The sequence below is a fragment of the Nitrosomonas sp. sh817 genome (assembly GCF_030908545.1).
GTDB lineage: Bacteria > Pseudomonadota > Gammaproteobacteria > Burkholderiales > Nitrosomonadaceae > Nitrosomonas.
Genome location: NZ_CP133083.1, coordinates 1,089,571 through 1,107,647, shown reverse-complemented (window position 1 = coordinate 1,107,647; position 18,077 = coordinate 1,089,571). Strand labels below are relative to the sequence as shown.

At 41.9% G+C, this 18,077-nt stretch carries 15 protein-coding genes; 7 read left to right on the top strand and 8 right to left on the bottom strand.

Annotated features, from left to right (window positions below; all coding sequences use genetic code 11):
• Positions 1 to 4 precede the first annotated feature (4 nt).
• The 5 genes from epsF to recQ all read right to left on the bottom strand — a co-directional run bounded on the left by epsF (position 5) and on the right by recQ (position 6,172).
• Positions 5 to 1,378, bottom strand: a complete 1,374-nt coding sequence (gene epsF, locus RBH92_RS05205; RefSeq protein WP_307933571.1) for a chain length determinant protein EpsF — start codon at positions 1,376 to 1,378, stop codon at positions 5 to 7.
• A gap of 107 nt (positions 1,379 to 1,485) precedes the next feature.
• Positions 1,486 to 2,301, bottom strand: coding sequence for a polysaccharide export protein EpsE (epsE, locus tag RBH92_RS05200; RefSeq protein WP_307933570.1), 816 nt, complete (start codon positions 2,299 to 2,301; stop codon positions 1,486 to 1,488).
• A gap of 59 nt (positions 2,302 to 2,360) precedes the next feature.
• On the bottom strand, positions 2,361 to 3,329 hold the full coding sequence (locus RBH92_RS05195; RefSeq protein WP_307933569.1) for an EpsD family peptidyl-prolyl cis-trans isomerase: 969 nt from the start codon (positions 3,327 to 3,329) through the stop codon (positions 2,361 to 2,363).
• Between the two features lie 727 nt (positions 3,330 to 4,056).
• Positions 4,057 to 4,251 carry a hypothetical protein gene (locus tag RBH92_RS05190; protein WP_307933568.1) on the bottom strand — a complete coding sequence of 65 codons (195 nt, stop codon included), beginning with the start codon at positions 4,249 to 4,251 and terminating at the stop codon, positions 4,057 to 4,059.
• Positions 4,252 to 4,357: 106 nt separating this feature from the next.
• Positions 4,358 to 6,172 carry a DNA helicase RecQ gene (gene recQ / locus RBH92_RS05185; RefSeq protein WP_307933567.1) on the bottom strand — a complete coding sequence of 605 codons (1,815 nt, stop codon included), beginning with the start codon at positions 6,170 to 6,172 and terminating at the stop codon, positions 4,358 to 4,360.
• 281 nt (positions 6,173 to 6,453) lie between these two features.
• On the opposite strand from recQ, the gene glnA reads away from it, so the two are divergent.
• The 3 genes from glnA to RBH92_RS05170 all read left to right on the top strand — a co-directional run bounded on the left by glnA (position 6,454) and on the right by RBH92_RS05170 (position 8,985).
• A complete protein-coding gene (glnA, locus tag RBH92_RS05180; protein WP_307933566.1) occupies positions 6,454 to 7,863 on the top strand; it encodes a type I glutamate--ammonia ligase in 1,410 nt (469 codons plus the stop codon).
• Between the two features lie 183 nt (positions 7,864 to 8,046).
• Positions 8,047 to 8,487 carry a DUF4124 domain-containing protein gene (locus RBH92_RS05175; RefSeq protein WP_307933565.1) on the top strand — a complete coding sequence of 147 codons (441 nt, stop codon included), beginning with the start codon at positions 8,047 to 8,049 and terminating at the stop codon, positions 8,485 to 8,487.
• Between the two features lie 42 nt (positions 8,488 to 8,529).
• The gene (locus tag RBH92_RS05170) at positions 8,530 to 8,985 is read left to right on the top strand and encodes a DUF4124 domain-containing protein (RefSeq protein ID WP_307933564.1); all 456 of its coding nucleotides are present in this window, start codon (positions 8,530 to 8,532) and stop codon (positions 8,983 to 8,985) included.
• Between the two features lie 12 nt (positions 8,986 to 8,997).
• Here the strand turns inward: RBH92_RS05170 and xth are convergent, their stop codons facing one another.
• From xth to yoaA, 3 genes are all read right to left on the bottom strand, one after another.
• Entirely contained in the window at positions 8,998 to 9,765 is a 768-nt protein-coding gene (xth, locus tag RBH92_RS05165) for an exodeoxyribonuclease III (protein ID WP_307933563.1), read from the bottom strand.
• Between the two features lie 67 nt (positions 9,766 to 9,832).
• The gene (locus RBH92_RS05160; RefSeq protein WP_307933562.1) at positions 9,833 to 11,428 is read right to left on the bottom strand and encodes a hypothetical protein; all 1,596 of its coding nucleotides are present in this window, start codon (positions 11,426 to 11,428) and stop codon (positions 9,833 to 9,835) included.
• A gap of 154 nt (positions 11,429 to 11,582) precedes the next feature.
• Positions 11,583 to 13,508, bottom strand: coding sequence for a DNA repair helicase YoaA (yoaA, locus tag RBH92_RS05155; RefSeq protein WP_307933561.1), 1,926 nt, complete (start codon positions 13,506 to 13,508; stop codon positions 11,583 to 11,585).
• A 608-nt stretch (positions 13,509 to 14,116) separates the two neighbouring features.
• On the opposite strand from yoaA, the gene RBH92_RS05150 reads away from it, so the two are divergent.
• The 4 genes from RBH92_RS05150 to RBH92_RS05135 all read left to right on the top strand — a co-directional run bounded on the left by RBH92_RS05150 (position 14,117) and on the right by RBH92_RS05135 (position 18,009).
• A complete protein-coding gene (locus RBH92_RS05150; protein ID WP_307933560.1) occupies positions 14,117 to 14,716 on the top strand; it encodes a hypothetical protein in 600 nt (199 codons plus the stop codon).
• A 124-nt stretch (positions 14,717 to 14,840) separates the two neighbouring features.
• A complete protein-coding gene (locus RBH92_RS05145) occupies positions 14,841 to 15,041 on the top strand; it encodes a YjfB family protein (RefSeq protein ID WP_307933559.1) in 201 nt (66 codons plus the stop codon).
• Between the two features lie 384 nt (positions 15,042 to 15,425).
• Positions 15,426 to 17,333, top strand: coding sequence for a sensor histidine kinase (locus RBH92_RS05140; protein ID WP_307933558.1), 1,908 nt, complete (start codon positions 15,426 to 15,428; stop codon positions 17,331 to 17,333).
• Positions 17,260 to 18,009 carry a response regulator transcription factor gene (locus RBH92_RS05135; RefSeq protein ID WP_307933557.1) on the top strand — a complete coding sequence of 250 codons (750 nt, stop codon included), beginning with the start codon at positions 17,260 to 17,262 and terminating at the stop codon, positions 18,007 to 18,009. The genes RBH92_RS05140 and RBH92_RS05135 overlap by 74 nt, the downstream gene beginning before the upstream one ends.
• Positions 18,010 to 18,077: the final 68 nt, after the last annotated feature.

The window sequence follows — 18,077 nt, the reverse complement described above, 5'->3', positions numbered from 1 at the left end:
AAGCTCAAGCTGTGCCTTTTCTTAATAGACGGGGCCAGCCTATCTGTAATCGTTTTGGTTTTGGAATTCCTCTCTTTATTACACCAAGAACAGGCACTTGGAGTATATCGATCAAATCTTCTGCTGAACGCACACGCCGATCGATCATTTCCGCAAGCAGCCCTATTCCCAGACCGAGAAGAGTACCCAGGATGACGGACAAAACCGTATTAAGGATAATCTTCGGGCTATCAGGTCGATCGGGGACTTTAGCTGCATCAAGTATTGACACCGTAGAAAGGTTCGCCTGACCTTCCAAGCTGGTTTGGTTCAATCGTTGCATCGCAGTATTATAGGCTTGCTGTGCACCTTCGACTTCTCTAGCTAAAAGTAAGAGTTCGTTTCTTGAGCGGTTAAGTGTTAAAACTTTCGTTTTTTGCTCTTCAAGTGCCGCACGAATCTCGCTCTCTTGATTAATCGCTGTGTTCTTAGTTGTACGTATGTATCTGTTAAGTTCTGCTCTCAATTTATCAACATCGGCCTTTGAGGCTCCATACGTGGGATGATTACTCCCAATTCTCTGGGAAATTTCCGAGAACTTGGTCTCAGCTTGAACTAAACTAAGCCTTAAATTATTAATCATTGCATTTCTAGCGATACTTGTACTCTCTCCAGCGCTGTTGTTTTCTCCTTCTGGCACCGTACCCATAAGATCTGCTTGAGCAAAAATAAGTTGACGAGAAAGCTCATCTAGCCGCTTCGTTTCGGCATCAAGGCGATAATCTACATCTATGATTCCCTTTTCTTGCTGATACTCAGTTAGTTTTCTCTGAGCTGTTTCTAATCTTTCGCGCAGCACATTAAGTTGATCGGTAAAATAAGTTGCTGCTTTCTGTGATGGCTCGACTGTAAGTCGAATACTTATTTCTTGATAAGCATTGGCGAAAGCATTAGCCATTGCAGCTGCGAACATCGGATCAGGTCCTTTATAACCAATACCAATTACACTGCTATCACGCGAAGTTTCAACATCAACATTCCTAAGCAAAAAATTCGCCAGCCAATCGCGCAAACTCAATTCACTGTTACTATCTTCATGTTGTTTTTTTACGACATCGCTTTGATCAAGCCTTAGCTGATCTATCACCATCAGCGCTGTCCTGGAACTCTTGATAACATCTATTTGAGTAGCCATAAAACCTGGACTTAGATGAGCAGCAATCACTGAACCCGAAACAGGATCAATTCCTTTATAAGTAAGTAACAAGGTTGCTGATGACTTGTAACTTTTTGGTAACGACAAGCTCACGATCAGAGTTGTCGAGATTGTCACAACAAGAGTTAGCAAAATAAGCTTATACCTTGCTAATACGATAAAAAAGAATCGAGAAAAATCCATAGATTAAATTTTGATCCAAATCAATACATTGTTATTAAGAATAAGGCGTACATGATGCTAATACTTCCGTTTTTCAGAAAAATTTCTAAGTCAGCATGGAGTCATTATCAAAACAAACTCTCTTTGATATAAATAACATCATCAGGTTCAACCAGATCACTAGATTTCACAGATAGAACTTTAAGATTTCCGTGAGAATCACGTCTTTGGACTCTTAAACCACGTTCGGTACCTCGCGGATTAAGCCCACCAGCTACAGACAGAGCCTGAATGACCGTCATATTACGTTCTAATCTGTATGTTCCAGCACGCTGAACTTCACCATAAATATAAAATCTATTTGCTCTTTCGACATAAACAAGATCATCACTTCTTACGTGAATATCGCGCGATAAATCTCCAGAACGCACCATCTCTGACACATCGATCACTTCCTTAAAGAACTGTTTTCCATCGGAACGAATCAGCGTAATTAGATCGCCACCTTCCGGAATGATTCCACCTGCCATTGCAAGAATTTCGGTCAGACTACGTTTTCCATCAATAGGATAGCGCCCCTGATTTCGAACATATCCGAGAACTGATATCATTTGGCTTTGCAGTGATGCGGTAAAAATATTCACTTGTGGGTTGCGTAAGATATCTCTGCTCTCAAGCAAATTCGCAATCTTTTTCTCTGCTGCAGAAGGTGTTAATCCATCAACGAGAATTTCACCCAGAAGAGGAAAAGTGATATTCCCATTTTCACTTACTTTTGATTCAGTCGTCATATCAGGATGACCATAGACAAATATCTTTAATAGATCTCCAGGCCCTAGTACACTTTCTCTTGAATCGTCAGCTAATGCAACATTAGTACAAGCGATCCAGAGAAAAATAAAAGTCAAACTCCATAAATTGAATTTACTCAAATATTTCTTCATTTATTGCAGTCCTTAATTCATAACCCAATCAGCTTCAAATCCTAAAAATACACAAAATATTACTTAAATCCAGTAATACCTCTTTCAATTGCTCCTTCAGAAATTGGTGCGGAATTACTCATTCCTTCCAAACTATCCGGTATCAATTCATTAGATGATGAACTAACGGGTTTTTCATCATTTGGTTTCTGATCTTTAACATTAAGATATTCAATTTTTGCAGCAGCTCGTAGACGGGTAATTTCAGCATCTGTTGCTTCTTTGAATTTTTGATTCATCAAGAATCTTTCGATTTGTGGCGCAGCTGAGGCAAGCGCAACTGGACTTTCCTTAACTGCATTAACATAGATTAATGAGCTAGTTTCTTGTTCATTAATAATAAAAATTGTATCTTTACTTTTTTCCTGCAATAAAGTCGTCATCTGGGGCGGCAGATCAGTCGAACTACGTGATGCTACATTACGAATATACTGTACTTTATTTTTTTCAAGCCACAAAACAACCTCATCAAGCGTTTTTGCTGCATCAAGTACTTTCTTTAATTCTTCACTTAAATCCTTGGTTGCTATTCGTACTATCGTCAAATCAAATTGTTTACGATGAGTAAATAACTCTGGGTGCTTCTGGTAGTATTCATCTATTTCAGCTTTTGTAGGTTTCACAACTTTACTCATAATACCTTGCAAATACGCTTGTGTTATCACTTGTGCAATAACTCGTTCCTTTGCCTGCATAACTTCTGGCGTACGGTCAAGTTTGTTTCGAACAGCTTCATCAACAATCAACTGCCGGGAAATTAGCGATTCCAATAATTGCTTACTCGCAGCCTCATATTGATCAGCACGTATGTTAGCTCGCCTGATTTCATCGTTGAGTTGCAGCATTGTAATTTCTTTTCCATTCACACTTACCAACGCTTGACCGGGTTTCTTTTCAGTCGGCTCCTCTTTATCACAAGCAGTGAGAACTACAGCAACCGAAATCGCTCCACTCAATAACAAAAACAACCGAAAATTTGCAAAAGCCATAATCCTTTTCCCTTTTTGATGACAATGTTATTCAAACCAAATTAACTAAGCTGGCAATCTCATATATATTAATATATATGAATATCAAGTAGATAAGTAACGAACTTCACGTTAGCTACGACATATAAAAGAAGAAACTTTAATGATTGAATTTTAATCCGATAAAATACAGTAATGTTTGTTACAAATCAAACACGTACTAAAAGCTTCTTAAAGAAAATACTAAATGAGTAAAAAAACAAACACACGAGATATGGTCAGCACCGATTCAAAAGGGAAAAATCCTTTTAATAATCCGCCACGGTTCTACTACAAATGTTTTTTACTGGTTATAACATCAACTCAATAATTAATCATCTCACTTACAACCAGTCGATACTCTTTACAGGTCACCACGAATCCTTCTCCGCAATATCCGTATCATAAAACCAATTTGTAATAGTAAACTGAGAAACACTCATCGATTTATACTCTTATTCAACACAAATGCAGCAAAGCAAATATCCAGCTTTTCTTTGCCTCGAGTAACTTTGGAATGCAACAAACACAAGAACTTAAGAAAACCAAGTTGGTCCAGATCTAAACTTGCTCAAAAACTACCAGACAATCTTGCAATCATTGTGCTAGTAATAAGTTACGAATTCGAAAATCTGGGGAAGATCAGGCATAAAAAAACCGCCACTGTGGACGGTTTAAAGCTCAATCAGATTATTAGAATTTTGGATTATCAGTGGCCAGGTTTGCTTTTACCACCATAAGGACGCGGATCTTGCCCTTCTTTGACACAATTACCATTTCCATCAACACCATGCGGACAATCTTCAGCAACCTGGCTAGGATCACCCATATCAGCATTTGAACAAGCCGCCAAGAAAACTAATAAAGTTACTGCTGCAAAAAACGATACAAACGATACTTTCATTATCTTTTCCTTATAACTAAATCTATCATAATTATTTCTTGATTTTTGAGTATATAACAGATTTGAAAAAAATTCCAAGTGGCGGACTTAAATATACTAAAATTTTCTAACCATCCGCTTGTGAATTGGCGAGAAGAATGGCCATTAGGTGACTACCATATTTTTCAAGCCTCCGAGCACCTATTCCCGCTACCTGGCTTAATTCGTTTGCATTCTGTGGGCACAATCGCACTAGCTCCAAAAGAGTAGCATCATGAAAAATCACATATGCCGGGACACCTTGCTCTTTCGCGGTTGTTGCACGCCAAATGCGCAATTGATTCCATAGGGCTCGTTCGCTCATATTCAAATTGTTTAAATCATCGTTTGGTTGCTCCTCAGACAATCGTTTTGATTTTTCCCGTTGATGTAAAAAAACAGCCCGTTGCCCTTTTAATATTTCGCGACTTTTCTCAGTCAGTCGTAAAGCGCCATATTCATTACTAGCTGTTTTTAAAAAACCGAGTGCAATAATCTGCCTAAAAATAGATCGCCAGGCGCTAACTGATAGATCTTTTCCAATTCCAAACGTACTAATTTTATCGTGATGCCATTCCTTGATACGATTTGTCAAGTTCCCCCGCAGCACATCTATCAAATGTCTTACACCAAAATTTTGTCCAGTGCGATATACACATGACAATGCTTTTTGCACTTCCACAGTCGCATTCCAAATTTCTGGCGGATTCAAACAGATATCGCAGTTACCACATGCCGCTATAGTTACTGTTTCCCCAAAATAACTTAACATTTGCATACGACGACACGTCGATGTCTCACACAGTGATAACATAGCTTCTAATTTTCGCAGCGTTACCTGTTTATGCACAGGATTTGCTTCCGACTCTTCAATGCGTCGCTGTTGCAGAATGACATCACCCAATCCGTAAATCATCCAAGCATCCGCAGCTAACCCATCTCGCCCTGCACGACCAGTCTCCTGGTAGTAACCTTCTATACTTTTCGGCAAATCAAGATGCGCGACAAAACGCACATTCGGTTTATCTATTCCCATTCCAAAAGCAATTGTGGCCACCATGATAATGCTATCATCACGCAAAAATTTTTCTTGACTCTCATTTCGCTCCTGCATGCTCATACCGGCATGATATGCAACTGCAAGCAAGCCCTGCTTGGTTAACCAAGCTGCCGTCTCTTCAACTTTCTTACGCGACAGACAATATACAATCCCGGCTTCACCTGAATGTTCTTTCAAAATGAAAGTCAATAATTGAGAATAACGATCGGTTTTATCCACAATTCGATAGCGGATATTGGGGCGATCAAAACTGGAAATAAATACCATCGCCGTACTCAATCCCAACCGCTCAACGATGTCTTTTCGCGTATCTTTATCCGCCGTTGCTGTCAGAGCAATGCGCGGCACTTCCGGAAAACGCTCATGTAATATCGACAACTGCATATACTCTGGACGAAAATCGTGTCCCCATTGAGAAACACAGTGCGCCTCATCAATTGCAAATAGTGCGATACGAATATTGGAAATTAAATTCATAAATCGAGCGGTTAACAAACGCTCTGGCGCTACGTACAGCAAATCGTAATCCCCTGCTATAAGATTCCGCTCAACGGATACAGTTTCCTGCCGGGTGAGTGAAGAATTCAGAACCGCCGCTCGCACCCCTATTTCATGCAGTGCCGCGACTTGATTGCGCATCAAAGCTATTAACGGGGATATCACAATAGCGACACCATCGCGCATCAACGCGGGAATCTGATAACACAGCGATTTACCGCCCCCCGTCGGCATTAAAACCAGGCAATCACCCCCTTGAGCCAGGTGCGAAATAATTTCAGCTTGTTGCCCCCGAAAAGCCGGATAGCCAAAAACTTCTCTAAGCAAATTAAGCGCTTGGGACATAATATTTAGATAGCTTCAACGAATACGCGGATTTTGCTGGCAATGCAAGCAGTAAAGTAAAACCCGCTACACATGAAAAATTACATAGGCGTAGAGACTTAACCAACTATAGTACAGTAGAATTCACATCCGGATATTTATGAAATTGATTCCAATCGGCCGAATTACAAACAGATGCCAGCAAGGTTCTAAATTACTCATGAGATTGTGCTGGTATAATTCTATCCAAATGTATCTTTAGTTATTAATATTTTTGTTACAGAAAGCCTGGAGAAAATAATATGGTGGTAGCTGATGTTTTGAAAATGATTCAAGACAATGACGTCAAGTTTGTAGATTTACGATTTACCGATACCAACGGTAAAGAACATCACGTCACCATTCCCGCACATACCTTTGATGCCGACAAATTTGAAGACGGTCATCCTTTTGATGGTTCATCAATCGGTGGCTGGAAAGGCATTCAGGCCTCTGATATGTTGTTAATTCCTGACCCGGAAACTGCCAACTTGGATCCGTTCATGGATGAACCAACCATACTGCTTACGTGTGATGTCGTTGAACCTGCTGACGGAAAAGGCTATAACCGGGATCCCCGTTCGCTTGCAAAACGTGCTGAAATTTATCTTAGATCGACCGGCATTGGTGACGTAGCATATTTCGGCCCGGAACCTGAATTTTTCATATTTGACTCGGTACGCTGGCACACCGATATGTCCGGAAGCTCCGTAAAAATTGAATCCGAAGAAGCCGCATGGAGTTCTGCGCTCAAATACGAAAGCGGCAATATCGGTCATCGTCCTGCAATCAAAGGCGGTTACTTTCCAGTCCCCCCTGTCGATTCGTTCCAGGATATCCGCTCTGCAATGTGCCTTACTTTGGAAGAAATGGGAGTTGGCGTTGAGGTACATCACCATGAAGTTGCCACTGCCGGACAATGTGAAATCGGAACACGCTTTAATAGCTTGGTGAAACGCGCCGACTGGAATCAAATTCTGAAGTATGTGGTCCACAATGTCGCGCATTCCTACGGCAAAACTGCCACTTTCATGCCCAAGCCTATCGTCGGTGATAATGGTTCCGGCATGCATGTGCATCAATCAATCTGGAAAGATGGTAAAAACTTGTTTTCCGGCAATGGTTACGCCGGTTTGTCTGAAATCGCGCTGTATTACATCGGCGGTATTCTAAAACATGCAAAATCGCTGAATGCCATTTGTAATCCCAGCACCAATTCATACAAACGCTTGGTAGCCGGGTTCGAAGCCCCTGTCAATTTGGCTTATTCGGCCAGCAATCGTTCCGCAGCAATCCGCATTCCTCACACCAGCAGCCCAAAAGGGCGGCGTATTGAAGTCAGATTTCCAGACCCGACAGCCAACCCATACTTAGCGTTTACCGCGTTAATGATGGCAGGACTCGACGGTATCCAAAATAAAATACACCCGGGCGATCCAATGGATAAAAATCTGTATGACTTACCACCTGAAGAAGCCGCCAAGGTCCCTAATGCCTGTGCATCGTTGGATGAAGCATTGGAATGCCTGGACAAAGACCGGGAGTTTCTGATCCGAGGCGGTGTATTTTCCAATGACATGATTGATGCATATATTCAGTTGAAGATGGAGGAAGTTGTCTTGTTGCGAACAACAACACATCCGCTCGAATTCCATATGTATTACAGCCTTTAATCGACAAATGGATTAAATACCACCAAATAACTCTTTGATTTAATCCAGATTGATGCATACTTCGTAAAAAACATTAACTGTAATAAGGAGGAATATACAGCTCTTTTCTAACTTTATACTCAAGAAATCATTGATAAACTGATTACATGGTTGCAATTGTTACTAACTCACATCTAGCGCAATATGAGAACCAGCATATTATTTTTTCTGATTTTTCTGCAACTCATCCTTATACCTAATGGCATTGCCGGATCAACCATCTATAAACATGTTGATAAGGATGGCAATATTACATTTACCAACCGCCCTATCCCCAATGCTGAAAAAATTTCGATTGCGTCTTTTTCCAGAGAGAGTGTCAGCCAATCCAGACCGCAATCCGCTTCAAACTTACCTAAAGTTAAAGATTCCACCCAAAATGACCGGGATTTGACGCGCCGTAAAATCCTGGAGAAAGAGCTAGTAACGGAAGAAAAGCTTTTTGCGGATACACAAAATTCTTTGGATCAAATTTCCATTGGATCTGATATCAACAATTCGACAGAAAAGGTTGTTCAGTTAAAAAATAAACTGTTTTTGCATCAAAGAAATATCAGCGCCCTAAAAAAAGAGCTTGGAAGATAGTAGCGATTGAACACACCTTGTGACCACCAACCCGGTGAACTTATGAAAAGAAAGTACTTCTTCTTGATTGCATTAATTTTTCTTTCATTCCCGGCTAGCGCAGGAATCTACAAACATGTTGATGAACAGGGCAAAGTTACCTACTCAAACATTCCATCCAGCAATGCTAAACAACTCAATTTACCCCCTATTGTCGTCGTTCCTCCCGTCGATTCGGGAGATGTAGAAGATCGAATCGCAAGACGTAGAGAATCGATGAAATTGGAAGAGCAGAAAGAAAAGCTACAAAGTAAAATTTCTGAAGAAGAAAAACGCCTCAGCGAGGTTAAAAATGAATATAAAGACGGTAGTCCCGATCGATTGGGAAGTGAACGGAATTATCAAAGATACTTGGATCGTGTAGAACGGCTACGCGCTGAAATCGACAGACGAGAAAATAATCTGAACATTTTAAAAAAAGAGCTTAATGCTCTCTCAGATAAAAATAACACCAATTGATCCGGAAATATTTTATAACGACAGTTCGACCAATACTGGCGCGTGATCGGACGGGCGTTCGAGTTTCCGCGTTGATTTGTCGATGATACAAGCAGCACAATCACGAGCAAGATCGGCGCTCAATAAAATATGATCAATACGCAATCCACGATTCAATCGAAAGGCCATCATCCGATAATCCCACCAGGTAAACGCTTTTTCCGGTTGATCAAAAAGCCGAAAACTATCCGACAACCCCAATTTTAGCAAATCCCCAAAAGCGGATCGTTCCGTTTGACTACACAGAACCTTACCTTCCCACAATTCCGGATCATGTACATCGCGATCTTCCGGTGCAATATTAAAATCTCCCAGCAAAGCTAACTTTCGATAGACTTTGAGCTCCTGCTGCAACCACCGGGTCAAGGAGGGAAGCCATCTCATTTTATAATCATATTTGTCAGACCCGACACTCTCGCCATTTGGCACGTACACTGAAACAATCCGCAAATCGCCGAACGTAGCAGCAATGATCCTTTTCTGCTCGTCAACAAAATCGGGGAAAGCCGTTACTACTTCAAGCCCTTTTTGTTTACTCAGAATCGCTACGCCGTTGTAGGTTTTCTGCCCGGAAAAAATGGACTCATAGCCAGCTTCCGCGATTTCTTTTATTGGAAAATTCTCATCGGTCAGTTTTGTTTCTTGTAAACATAACATATCCGGTTGATTTGTTTTTAACCAATCAATAACGTGCGGTAATCGCACTTTCAAAGAATTAACATTCCAGGTAGCTAATTTCATAGGCAGTAATAGATCAAGAAGTTTTTATGAACCAGCAAGTTTATCGACACAATTATCAATCACCAAATCAATCAACCCGCGTGTGAACGGCAACTTGGGTAAATGGAATGATCCATTGCTGCCGGTTACAAACCTCAACGGCATAACGTTGCAATGCACGCCGAATCGCAAAGTAGTCTTTCGCAACCATGCCTTCAAAAGTGGCTATTATTTTATAATCCAAGGAAGAAGTGTTGGCTTTAGCAAAAAATACCGACAGGTCCTTCAATGCGTGACCATAGGTTTCCTGCAGCAGCCCTTCCCGGATCCCGTTTGCCATTTTATCCGGGATCTCTGTAGTGCATAGCATCTGATGCTTATAATCGATACCGAATTCGCTAACAACGATAAACCCGTACGAAAAATTCTTAGGGCTTGCGGAAATAAAATCAGGAATGGTATAGGTTCTAGGCATTGTGCCATCGGAAAGCGACAACAAGACATTCTCGAGCGTGACACACTTTACCATTCCGTACGTTCCATCGGAAAGCATGACAAAATCACCGATTTGACAGGGAAACCAAGGCTCATCCGGTGAATAAGGACGAGAAACATAGTTCGCCAATTCCGCCAGTGTTAAACGCAATTCCAAACCGGGCAATAACGGATTCACCAATTTGGTGTAATAGTTCAAACTTTCAACCTGCATTGGAATACCATTGTATAGGATACATTCCCCTTCTCTGACGGAACCGGTATTCAGCAGTATTCTGAGTTCGCTCACATAACTGGAAATAGAGCTCTTCAATAACCAGATAATACTCAGCAACAGCAGCACCGTAATACCAATCAATACCTGATCATTTCTCACACTGAGCACATAAAATGCTGCCGCAACAGCCAAGGCCGCCATCAAGAAATGGTAAAACAATTTGATTACCCGCTGATAATAGGTCCTTTTCTGATCTTCGTTTCTATTGCTCAACCAGCCCAACAGTTTTAACAGCAACAACATTGAGAAATACACCATAATAAAGGCAACGAGCGCCATTAATAAGGTCGCGCCTCGCCCCGTGGCAAATTGCTCGATATGCTCGGCAACCGACACTTCTTTTGCGGATTGCGATTTAATCATTTCGTCATACTGTAATTGCACAATTTCCAGCAAATGTCTGCTTTTATCGAGCTGCCCCCGCCATTTCCGGTCAATGTGCTCAAATTCCATTAAGGCTTCTTTCTCAAAGTCTTGTGTATTAACCTTTGAAATATGTTTAAGAACTTCTTCGATATCCGCGATTTGTGACGTATAAAAAGCAATCTTCTTGTTCAGATTGTCCAGTTTGCGTTTATTCTCCGTTAATTGCCGCAATTCGCTTAAAATCGGTTGCACAATTTCCAGCAAATCCTTTTGCCAATCAAACTTCTCTTGCGCTTCAGCATCGTCTTTTTCCAGCTCCAAACCCGCCGTCAGTATCATCTCAAATGACGACTCTTGTTCAACGATCGCCTTACTCAATTCGTTCAATTCATTCTGGATTCTGTTTTTTTCCTGCTCGGTTTTAGCCTTTATCAACAACTGTAATTTAGCGTCGACTTCTTTCTTTTGTTGCTTAATGTTTCGAATAATATCGTTCAATTTGACAATCGCTAATTCCTTCTGCAAATCCCGGTCACTAGCCAGCATCGGAACATTATTACTTGCGAATGTAATGGGAATCAGAATTATCAACCCTGTGAAAAGGGAAAATATCGTGAGTAAAAAATTTTTCTTCAGCATTGGGTATTGCGCCATCGATTAGAAACCAACTGATAATTCAATAATTTATTAAGATTAGTGTTTAGTAACTTTCAAAGAATCGCTTGACTTCTTCTAACTCTCGAGTCCGTTTCATTGGCGGCAAGCTTTGCCAAATATACTTGCCGTAAGCCTTGGTTGCGAGACGAGGATCACAGATCATCAACACCCCCCGGTCCGTTTCATCCCGAATCAACCGGCCGGCGCCTTGTTTGAGGTTAATGACCGCACGGGGTAATTGATACTCCCAAAAAGCATTGTGACCCTCACGATTAATTTTCTCGATGCGAGCTGATAACACCGGGTCATCCGGCGGGGCAAAAGGCAACTTGTCGATGATAACCAGCGATAATGCTTCACCCCGGACATCCACGCCTTCCCAAAAAGATTGACTGCCAATGAGCACCGCATTTTTCAACTCACGGAAACGTTCTAGCATGTAGGAACGCGAACCCTGTCCCTGCAGCAATATCGGAAAGTCAAAATCAGCGCACGCTTGCAACAATTCACTGATGCGCTGCATCGCACGCAAACTTGTGCAAAGAAAAAAAGCACGCCCCCGGCTTGCCCGCAGTACCGGCAGTGCCGCTTGCACCACCTGCTCGGTATAGGATTTGTGATGCGGCTCCGGCAACCCAAGCGGCACGTACAGTAATGCTTGTTCAGCAAAATTAAATGGGCTCTCCCAATGAGCGGTTTGTACGTCGTTCAATCCCATTTCGCGATTAAAATGCGCAAAATCCTTTTTGACCGACAGTGTCGCCGAAGTAAAAATCCAGGTACGTAATGAACTCATCATTTGTTTCTGGAAAATTTCCGCGATTGAAAGCGGCGTTGCGTGCAATTGCATTGCCTGATGGTAAACCTCGATCCAACGCACATACCCTTGCATGTCAGTTTCATCATGCCAGCGCTGAATCAGATATAAATGGCTGGCCGCACGCTGCCGGCAATTTTCCAATCCCTCCGATCGCTCCGCTTGATCTTCAAGCAATCGGGTCAATAGCGTCAACTTCTCAAGCAAACGGCTCGATGCATCATCGAAATCAGGAGATTGCATAACCATTGCAAACGATAAGCGGACGTTATCCGCTGTGATCGTCAGCCGCAAATCACGAACAGCTTTTTCCATAGCAACGATTGCATCCGTCAGCGGCACAAAATCCGCTGCAGCTTGAATCGTTTCGGCTTTGGTATCACGCGCAAGATCCAATAATTGTCCGGTGCTGATAGATTCCCCAAAGAACAAACTGGCGGTTTCCGGCAACTGGTGTGCTTCGTCAAAAATAACCGTATTGCAAGCCGGCAACAATTCGGACAATCCTTCATCACGCAACATCACATCCGCAAAAAACAAGTGGTGGTTAACCACCACAATATCAGCAGCCAGCGCCTGTTTTCGCGCTTCCATCACAAAACACTTCTTATAATCGGGACATTCGGACCCAAGACAGCTATCGCGAGTCGATGTAACTTGCTGCCAGATTGCTGCATTGTCCGGCACTGCGTTAAGTCCGCTTCGGTCCCCATGTTTGCTGTTTTTCGCATAACGTTCGATCAATTGCAGATATTGAATTTCGTCGCGATTAATAAAACTGAGGTGTGTGTCCTGCAGACTTCTTTCCAGATGATACAGGCAAATATAATTCGCACGCCCCTTCAATAAGGCAACTGTCACGGGAATCTTAAGCGCCGCCCGAACAATTGGAATATCTCGATTAAACAGCTGATCCTGTAATGTTTTTGTACCGGTTGAAATAATCACTTTACCACCGGCAAGAAAAGCAGGAACCAAGTATGCCAAGGTCTTCCCGGTTCCGGTGCCAGCTTCCGCGACCAAAACTTGATGGTTATCGATAGCCTCTGTGATGATTTTAGCCATCTCCAGCTGCTGCGGGCGCATGCGGAATCCCGGGATTTGGCTGGCAAGAACACCGTCGGCTGAGAAAATTGAAACAATGTCTAACATGAAATTGAATTACCGGATGCTTATGGAAACAGCTCTCGGGTTGCGCAAACCGAAATTCACCGCAGGGGATCGAGATAATATTAAATGTGCCATGCCTTCAAGAATATCTGAACAATTGCTTTCTATGCATAATAACGATTACGCCTGCCTGACATAACCCGGCACCTGCCCTATCCGGACTACTTGGACGGATTGTATCTATCTGCCATTACCCCATCATCGCCATGCAGATGTAAACACCGTCGGCAGGATCAGCGAAAGTGATTTTCCCTCTTTCAAATATAAATAGGGAAAATAACAACCAACTAATTCCGCAACTATAGCTGGTACGACCAATCCCAGCGTTCTAAAAATTTCCATTACTTAATGACGCTATTGAAGATAGCCTTCGATTCAGTACTTACTGGCTAATTCGACGAATAACCACAAGCCCTGATGATAGCCACCTCATCGAGGGATTGCTTGTTAATCCATTGGGGATCGGTTATGTTACATCACTCTGACAACCCGGAGGACATTGATCGTGCGGAATGACATTCAATCCGATGATTCATGACTCAATTTAGCTCTGAAAGTTAGATATTTCATAAGATAAAGAAGGAAACCCTATGCAAACCAAACCAAAATTGTCACTCCACCGCCAGCAACTTACAATTTTGCTTGGAATAATCATAGCTTTCATATCCTTTAGCGCATTATATCGCACTAGCTCGCAAGGCGATTTTTCCGAAACTTACCCGAAAGGTTTCCGGGGCGGCGCCTGTACGATAGAAACAAACACATTAACCATTGGTTATTCAGGCTACTATCTGCCGCTCGACTACGAAATTCCCAAAGATTCAATTCGCTCCGCTTATGTTCCCATACAATGCGGAAGAGTGCCGGAACCGGCTAGTTTGAATATCTCCATTGATCTACTTTATCCGGAAACAGCCCGTGATTTTCAGCTGGGTCAGCGACTGGTCAAGGTGGAGCTCGTTGATGAGCAAGAAAAAGAATTGGATATCTTAACTATCCCGGCGACACGGCATCCATCAGGCGTCATTACACAAGCGATTAAACTCACAGAACCAGGAAAATATGCGCTCTATCTCGAAGGAAAGAACGATCATGGTGTTGCCATTCAGCTCGTCGTTCCGTTAAAGGTGGGCTTTGGCTGGAGAGATTATTTTAGAACACTCTTTTCTACGTTCTTGCGAAAAGATTAGCAACTTTAATACATGCGTACTCAACGCTAATTTCATTTTAAATCTGCTGCAAACACGAAAATCCAGTCTCAAATAATACTTCCAAATGCCGCTAATGATTGCAACCAGTACAAGGAGAACCAAAATGGATGTTAACGGCATAGCAAATTTAGCGACAGAAATGGCTAATTTCAGCAGTAATCAAGCCGCCGGTATCGCAGTTTTAAAAAAGGCGATTGACCTTAATGCAGCTGGCGCACTTGCGTTAATTGAAGCAATCCCGGACAATAAAACAACTTCAAATCTTCCTCCTCACCTCGGTCAACATATTAATACTACTGCATAACTTCATATTTCAGTGATTTTTACTGACGCTTCTAACACATAGCTTTATTTTTAGACTGAGCTAATCCTGTCGCATCGTAATCGATGCTTTAAGTTTTAAGTTTTAACTTCAACCCGCAATATTCCCTTTCTTCATGGAATCACTATCAAATCTGATTCAAATATAAGCACCTAGACTCAGCTTTCGTTGATTCGCTCGTTCAGTTGATATGCAATCCTAGAAAAACAGTCATTACAAAGCTTTCAATAACATAATATTTTTATTACGATTTTTCTTTAATAGTAAAAATATGTTATAAAACATCAATAATTCTTTTTTACACAGGATGACCACTATCAGTATCCTATACGAACACTATAAATATCTTATTCATGGGATAAATCAATGAATTCCAGACTTGACTATAAACTACAGTTTCCGACTTTTGATTTGTTGATTTCTCAACAGCAAAGATTATCGCTGCTGAGTAGAACCGAGGAAATCGGCGAATGGTCGTATTCCATTTCTACGGACATGGTTTTCTGGTCTGACTATTTGTATGATTTCTACGAATTAGAAAGAGATTTTGAGTGTTCAACGTTACTGGAAACAACTCAGTATTACCAGGGCGCGGAAAAAGAAAAAATGCGCCGATTGATTGCGCAGACCATTACCACAAAAAAAGAACAAAGTGAAAGCTTCATGATCCAGATGAAGGATGGCAGAATCAAATGGCATACGACAACTGTTTTTCCGATTCTGGACAGGCATCACGAGTTAATCGGCCTATACGGTATCTTGAAAAAGATTACACCTAAAAAAACAGCGAACGCTGTAGCCGACCAGAAACAACTGCCGTATCGGCATATACTCGACGAGCTGCCTACCGAGCTGACAATTTTCAACCATCAAGGCCATTATCTATATGCCAATCGCGCCGCTTTGAAATGCCATGGATTGACAAAGAATTCTCCGGCTAAACCGTGCGACACACTGGAAAGTTGGATTTCTGCTGATGAATCAAAACGCAGCAGCGTATTGGATGCTTGCATGCGACAGAAACAGCCAGTGACCTATGAAGAAAAATTCGACGATAGCGAGGGCATAGAACGAACTTGCCTGCGCACCTTGTATCCCTTGTTGGATAAATCCGGCAATACGGAATTTGTCATCGGATATGGCATGGACATCACATCCAGAAAGAGGAATGAGCTGGAACTGCAACGTATGGCGTATGTTGCCGAGAAAACCAACGGTATCGTGATGATTACCGATCCACAGAAAAAAATCATCTGGATTAATCAGAGTTTTGAGAAAATCCTTGGTTATACAGCGGAAGAAGTCATTGGAATCGACCCCGCCGCTTTCCTTCAAGGGCCTGAGACCTCCAAGGAAACCATACAAGCCATTGCGCATTCGCTTAAAAGTACCGGCACTTTCTCCGGCGAGATTTTAAACTACACCAAGAGCGGCGAAAAAATCTGGCTCTATCTCAATATTGCGGCGGTATACAACGATGTCGGCCAGTTGATCAATTATGTCGCCGTAGAAAATGACATCACCTTAATTAAACAAGCGGAGGAACGATTACAAAAAACAATGGAAAAAGAGCGCGAATTGAATCGTTTCAAAACACAATTTGTTAGCTTAGCGTCACACCAATTCCGTACTCCGCTTGCTACTATCCGCTCCAGTATCGATTTGCTGGATCTTAAAATGGAATCTGCAGGGCTTGATCCTGAATTCATTAAATTATTCCATCGGCAAAAAACCATCATGGCGGAAGAAACACTCCGAATGACCGAGCTCATGGAAAATATTCTGGATATTGGCAGAATCGACGAAGGAAAAATCGAATTAACGAAACAGGATGTTCCATTCAAGCAATTTATGGACACGTTCGTTGCTTCCAATAATGAACTCAGTGGAAACCAACGAACATTGAATTATCGTTTTAACGCACCGAATCATGTCATCAGCTTGGATGAAATAGTATTGCGAAATGTTTTGCGCAACATTGTGTCGAATGCATTCAAGTATTCGCTGAACAAACCCGAGCCTGATCTGATTGTCAATTTTCAAAACAATGCTTTCGTTATTGCAGTCAAGGATTATGGCATCGGTATCCCTGAAGGAGATCAGGCCTTCTTATTCCAATCGTTTTTCCGCGCCTCAAACGCTAAAACTATTCCAGGAAGTGGGCTTGGATTAATGATTGCTCAGAAATTGATCAGGCTTCATGGCGGCGATATGGTTATCAAAAGCAAAATCGGCCACGGCTGTACAGTCACAATTCAATTGCCCGTATCGTAAAGTGATTAATCCTCTCCTGCTTGTTATCGAAGATGAAAAAGCACTGCGTGAAAATTTAATCGGCATCATTGCACATTATGGCTTTCGTGTAATTGGCGCACCTTCTGGCGAAGAAGGTATTCAACTTGCACTGCAACATACTCCCGATATCATTATCTGCGATATTATGCTACCCGGCGTGGATGGTTTTGATGTGTATCGTAACATTAAAGCATCATTGCAATTTCCAGAGATTGCATTCATCTTTTTAACTGCAAAATCGACACGATCTGATATCCGTACCGGAATGGACATGGGTGCCGACGACTATCTCACCAAACCGTTTACGAAAGAGGAACTGCTCAACAGCATTAACGCACGGATTGCGAAACTGTCCCGGATTCGCGAACAGCAGCCTGCGAAAGATGAGTTAATCGAGGCGGCGGTAAAAAAATTAAATACTCTTACAAAATCCGAGCATCGAATACTTGATAAAATTGCTGAAGGACTCACTACCCCCCAAATAGCCAGGAAATTGTTTATTAGCAAAAAAACAGTAGAAAATCATAGAGTTAACATATCCAGAAAACTCGATTTGAGTGGCCCTAATAGCTTAATCAACTTTGCGCTACGCTTGAAAGCCCAAAAACCAAACCTCCTTGCCTCTGATAATCTGCCTCCGGCCTCTGCGAGTTAATCAGCATTTCTTATCGGTTAATCAATAAATTTCCTCGGCTGAAATATAAAATGAGGGGATCCACTCAT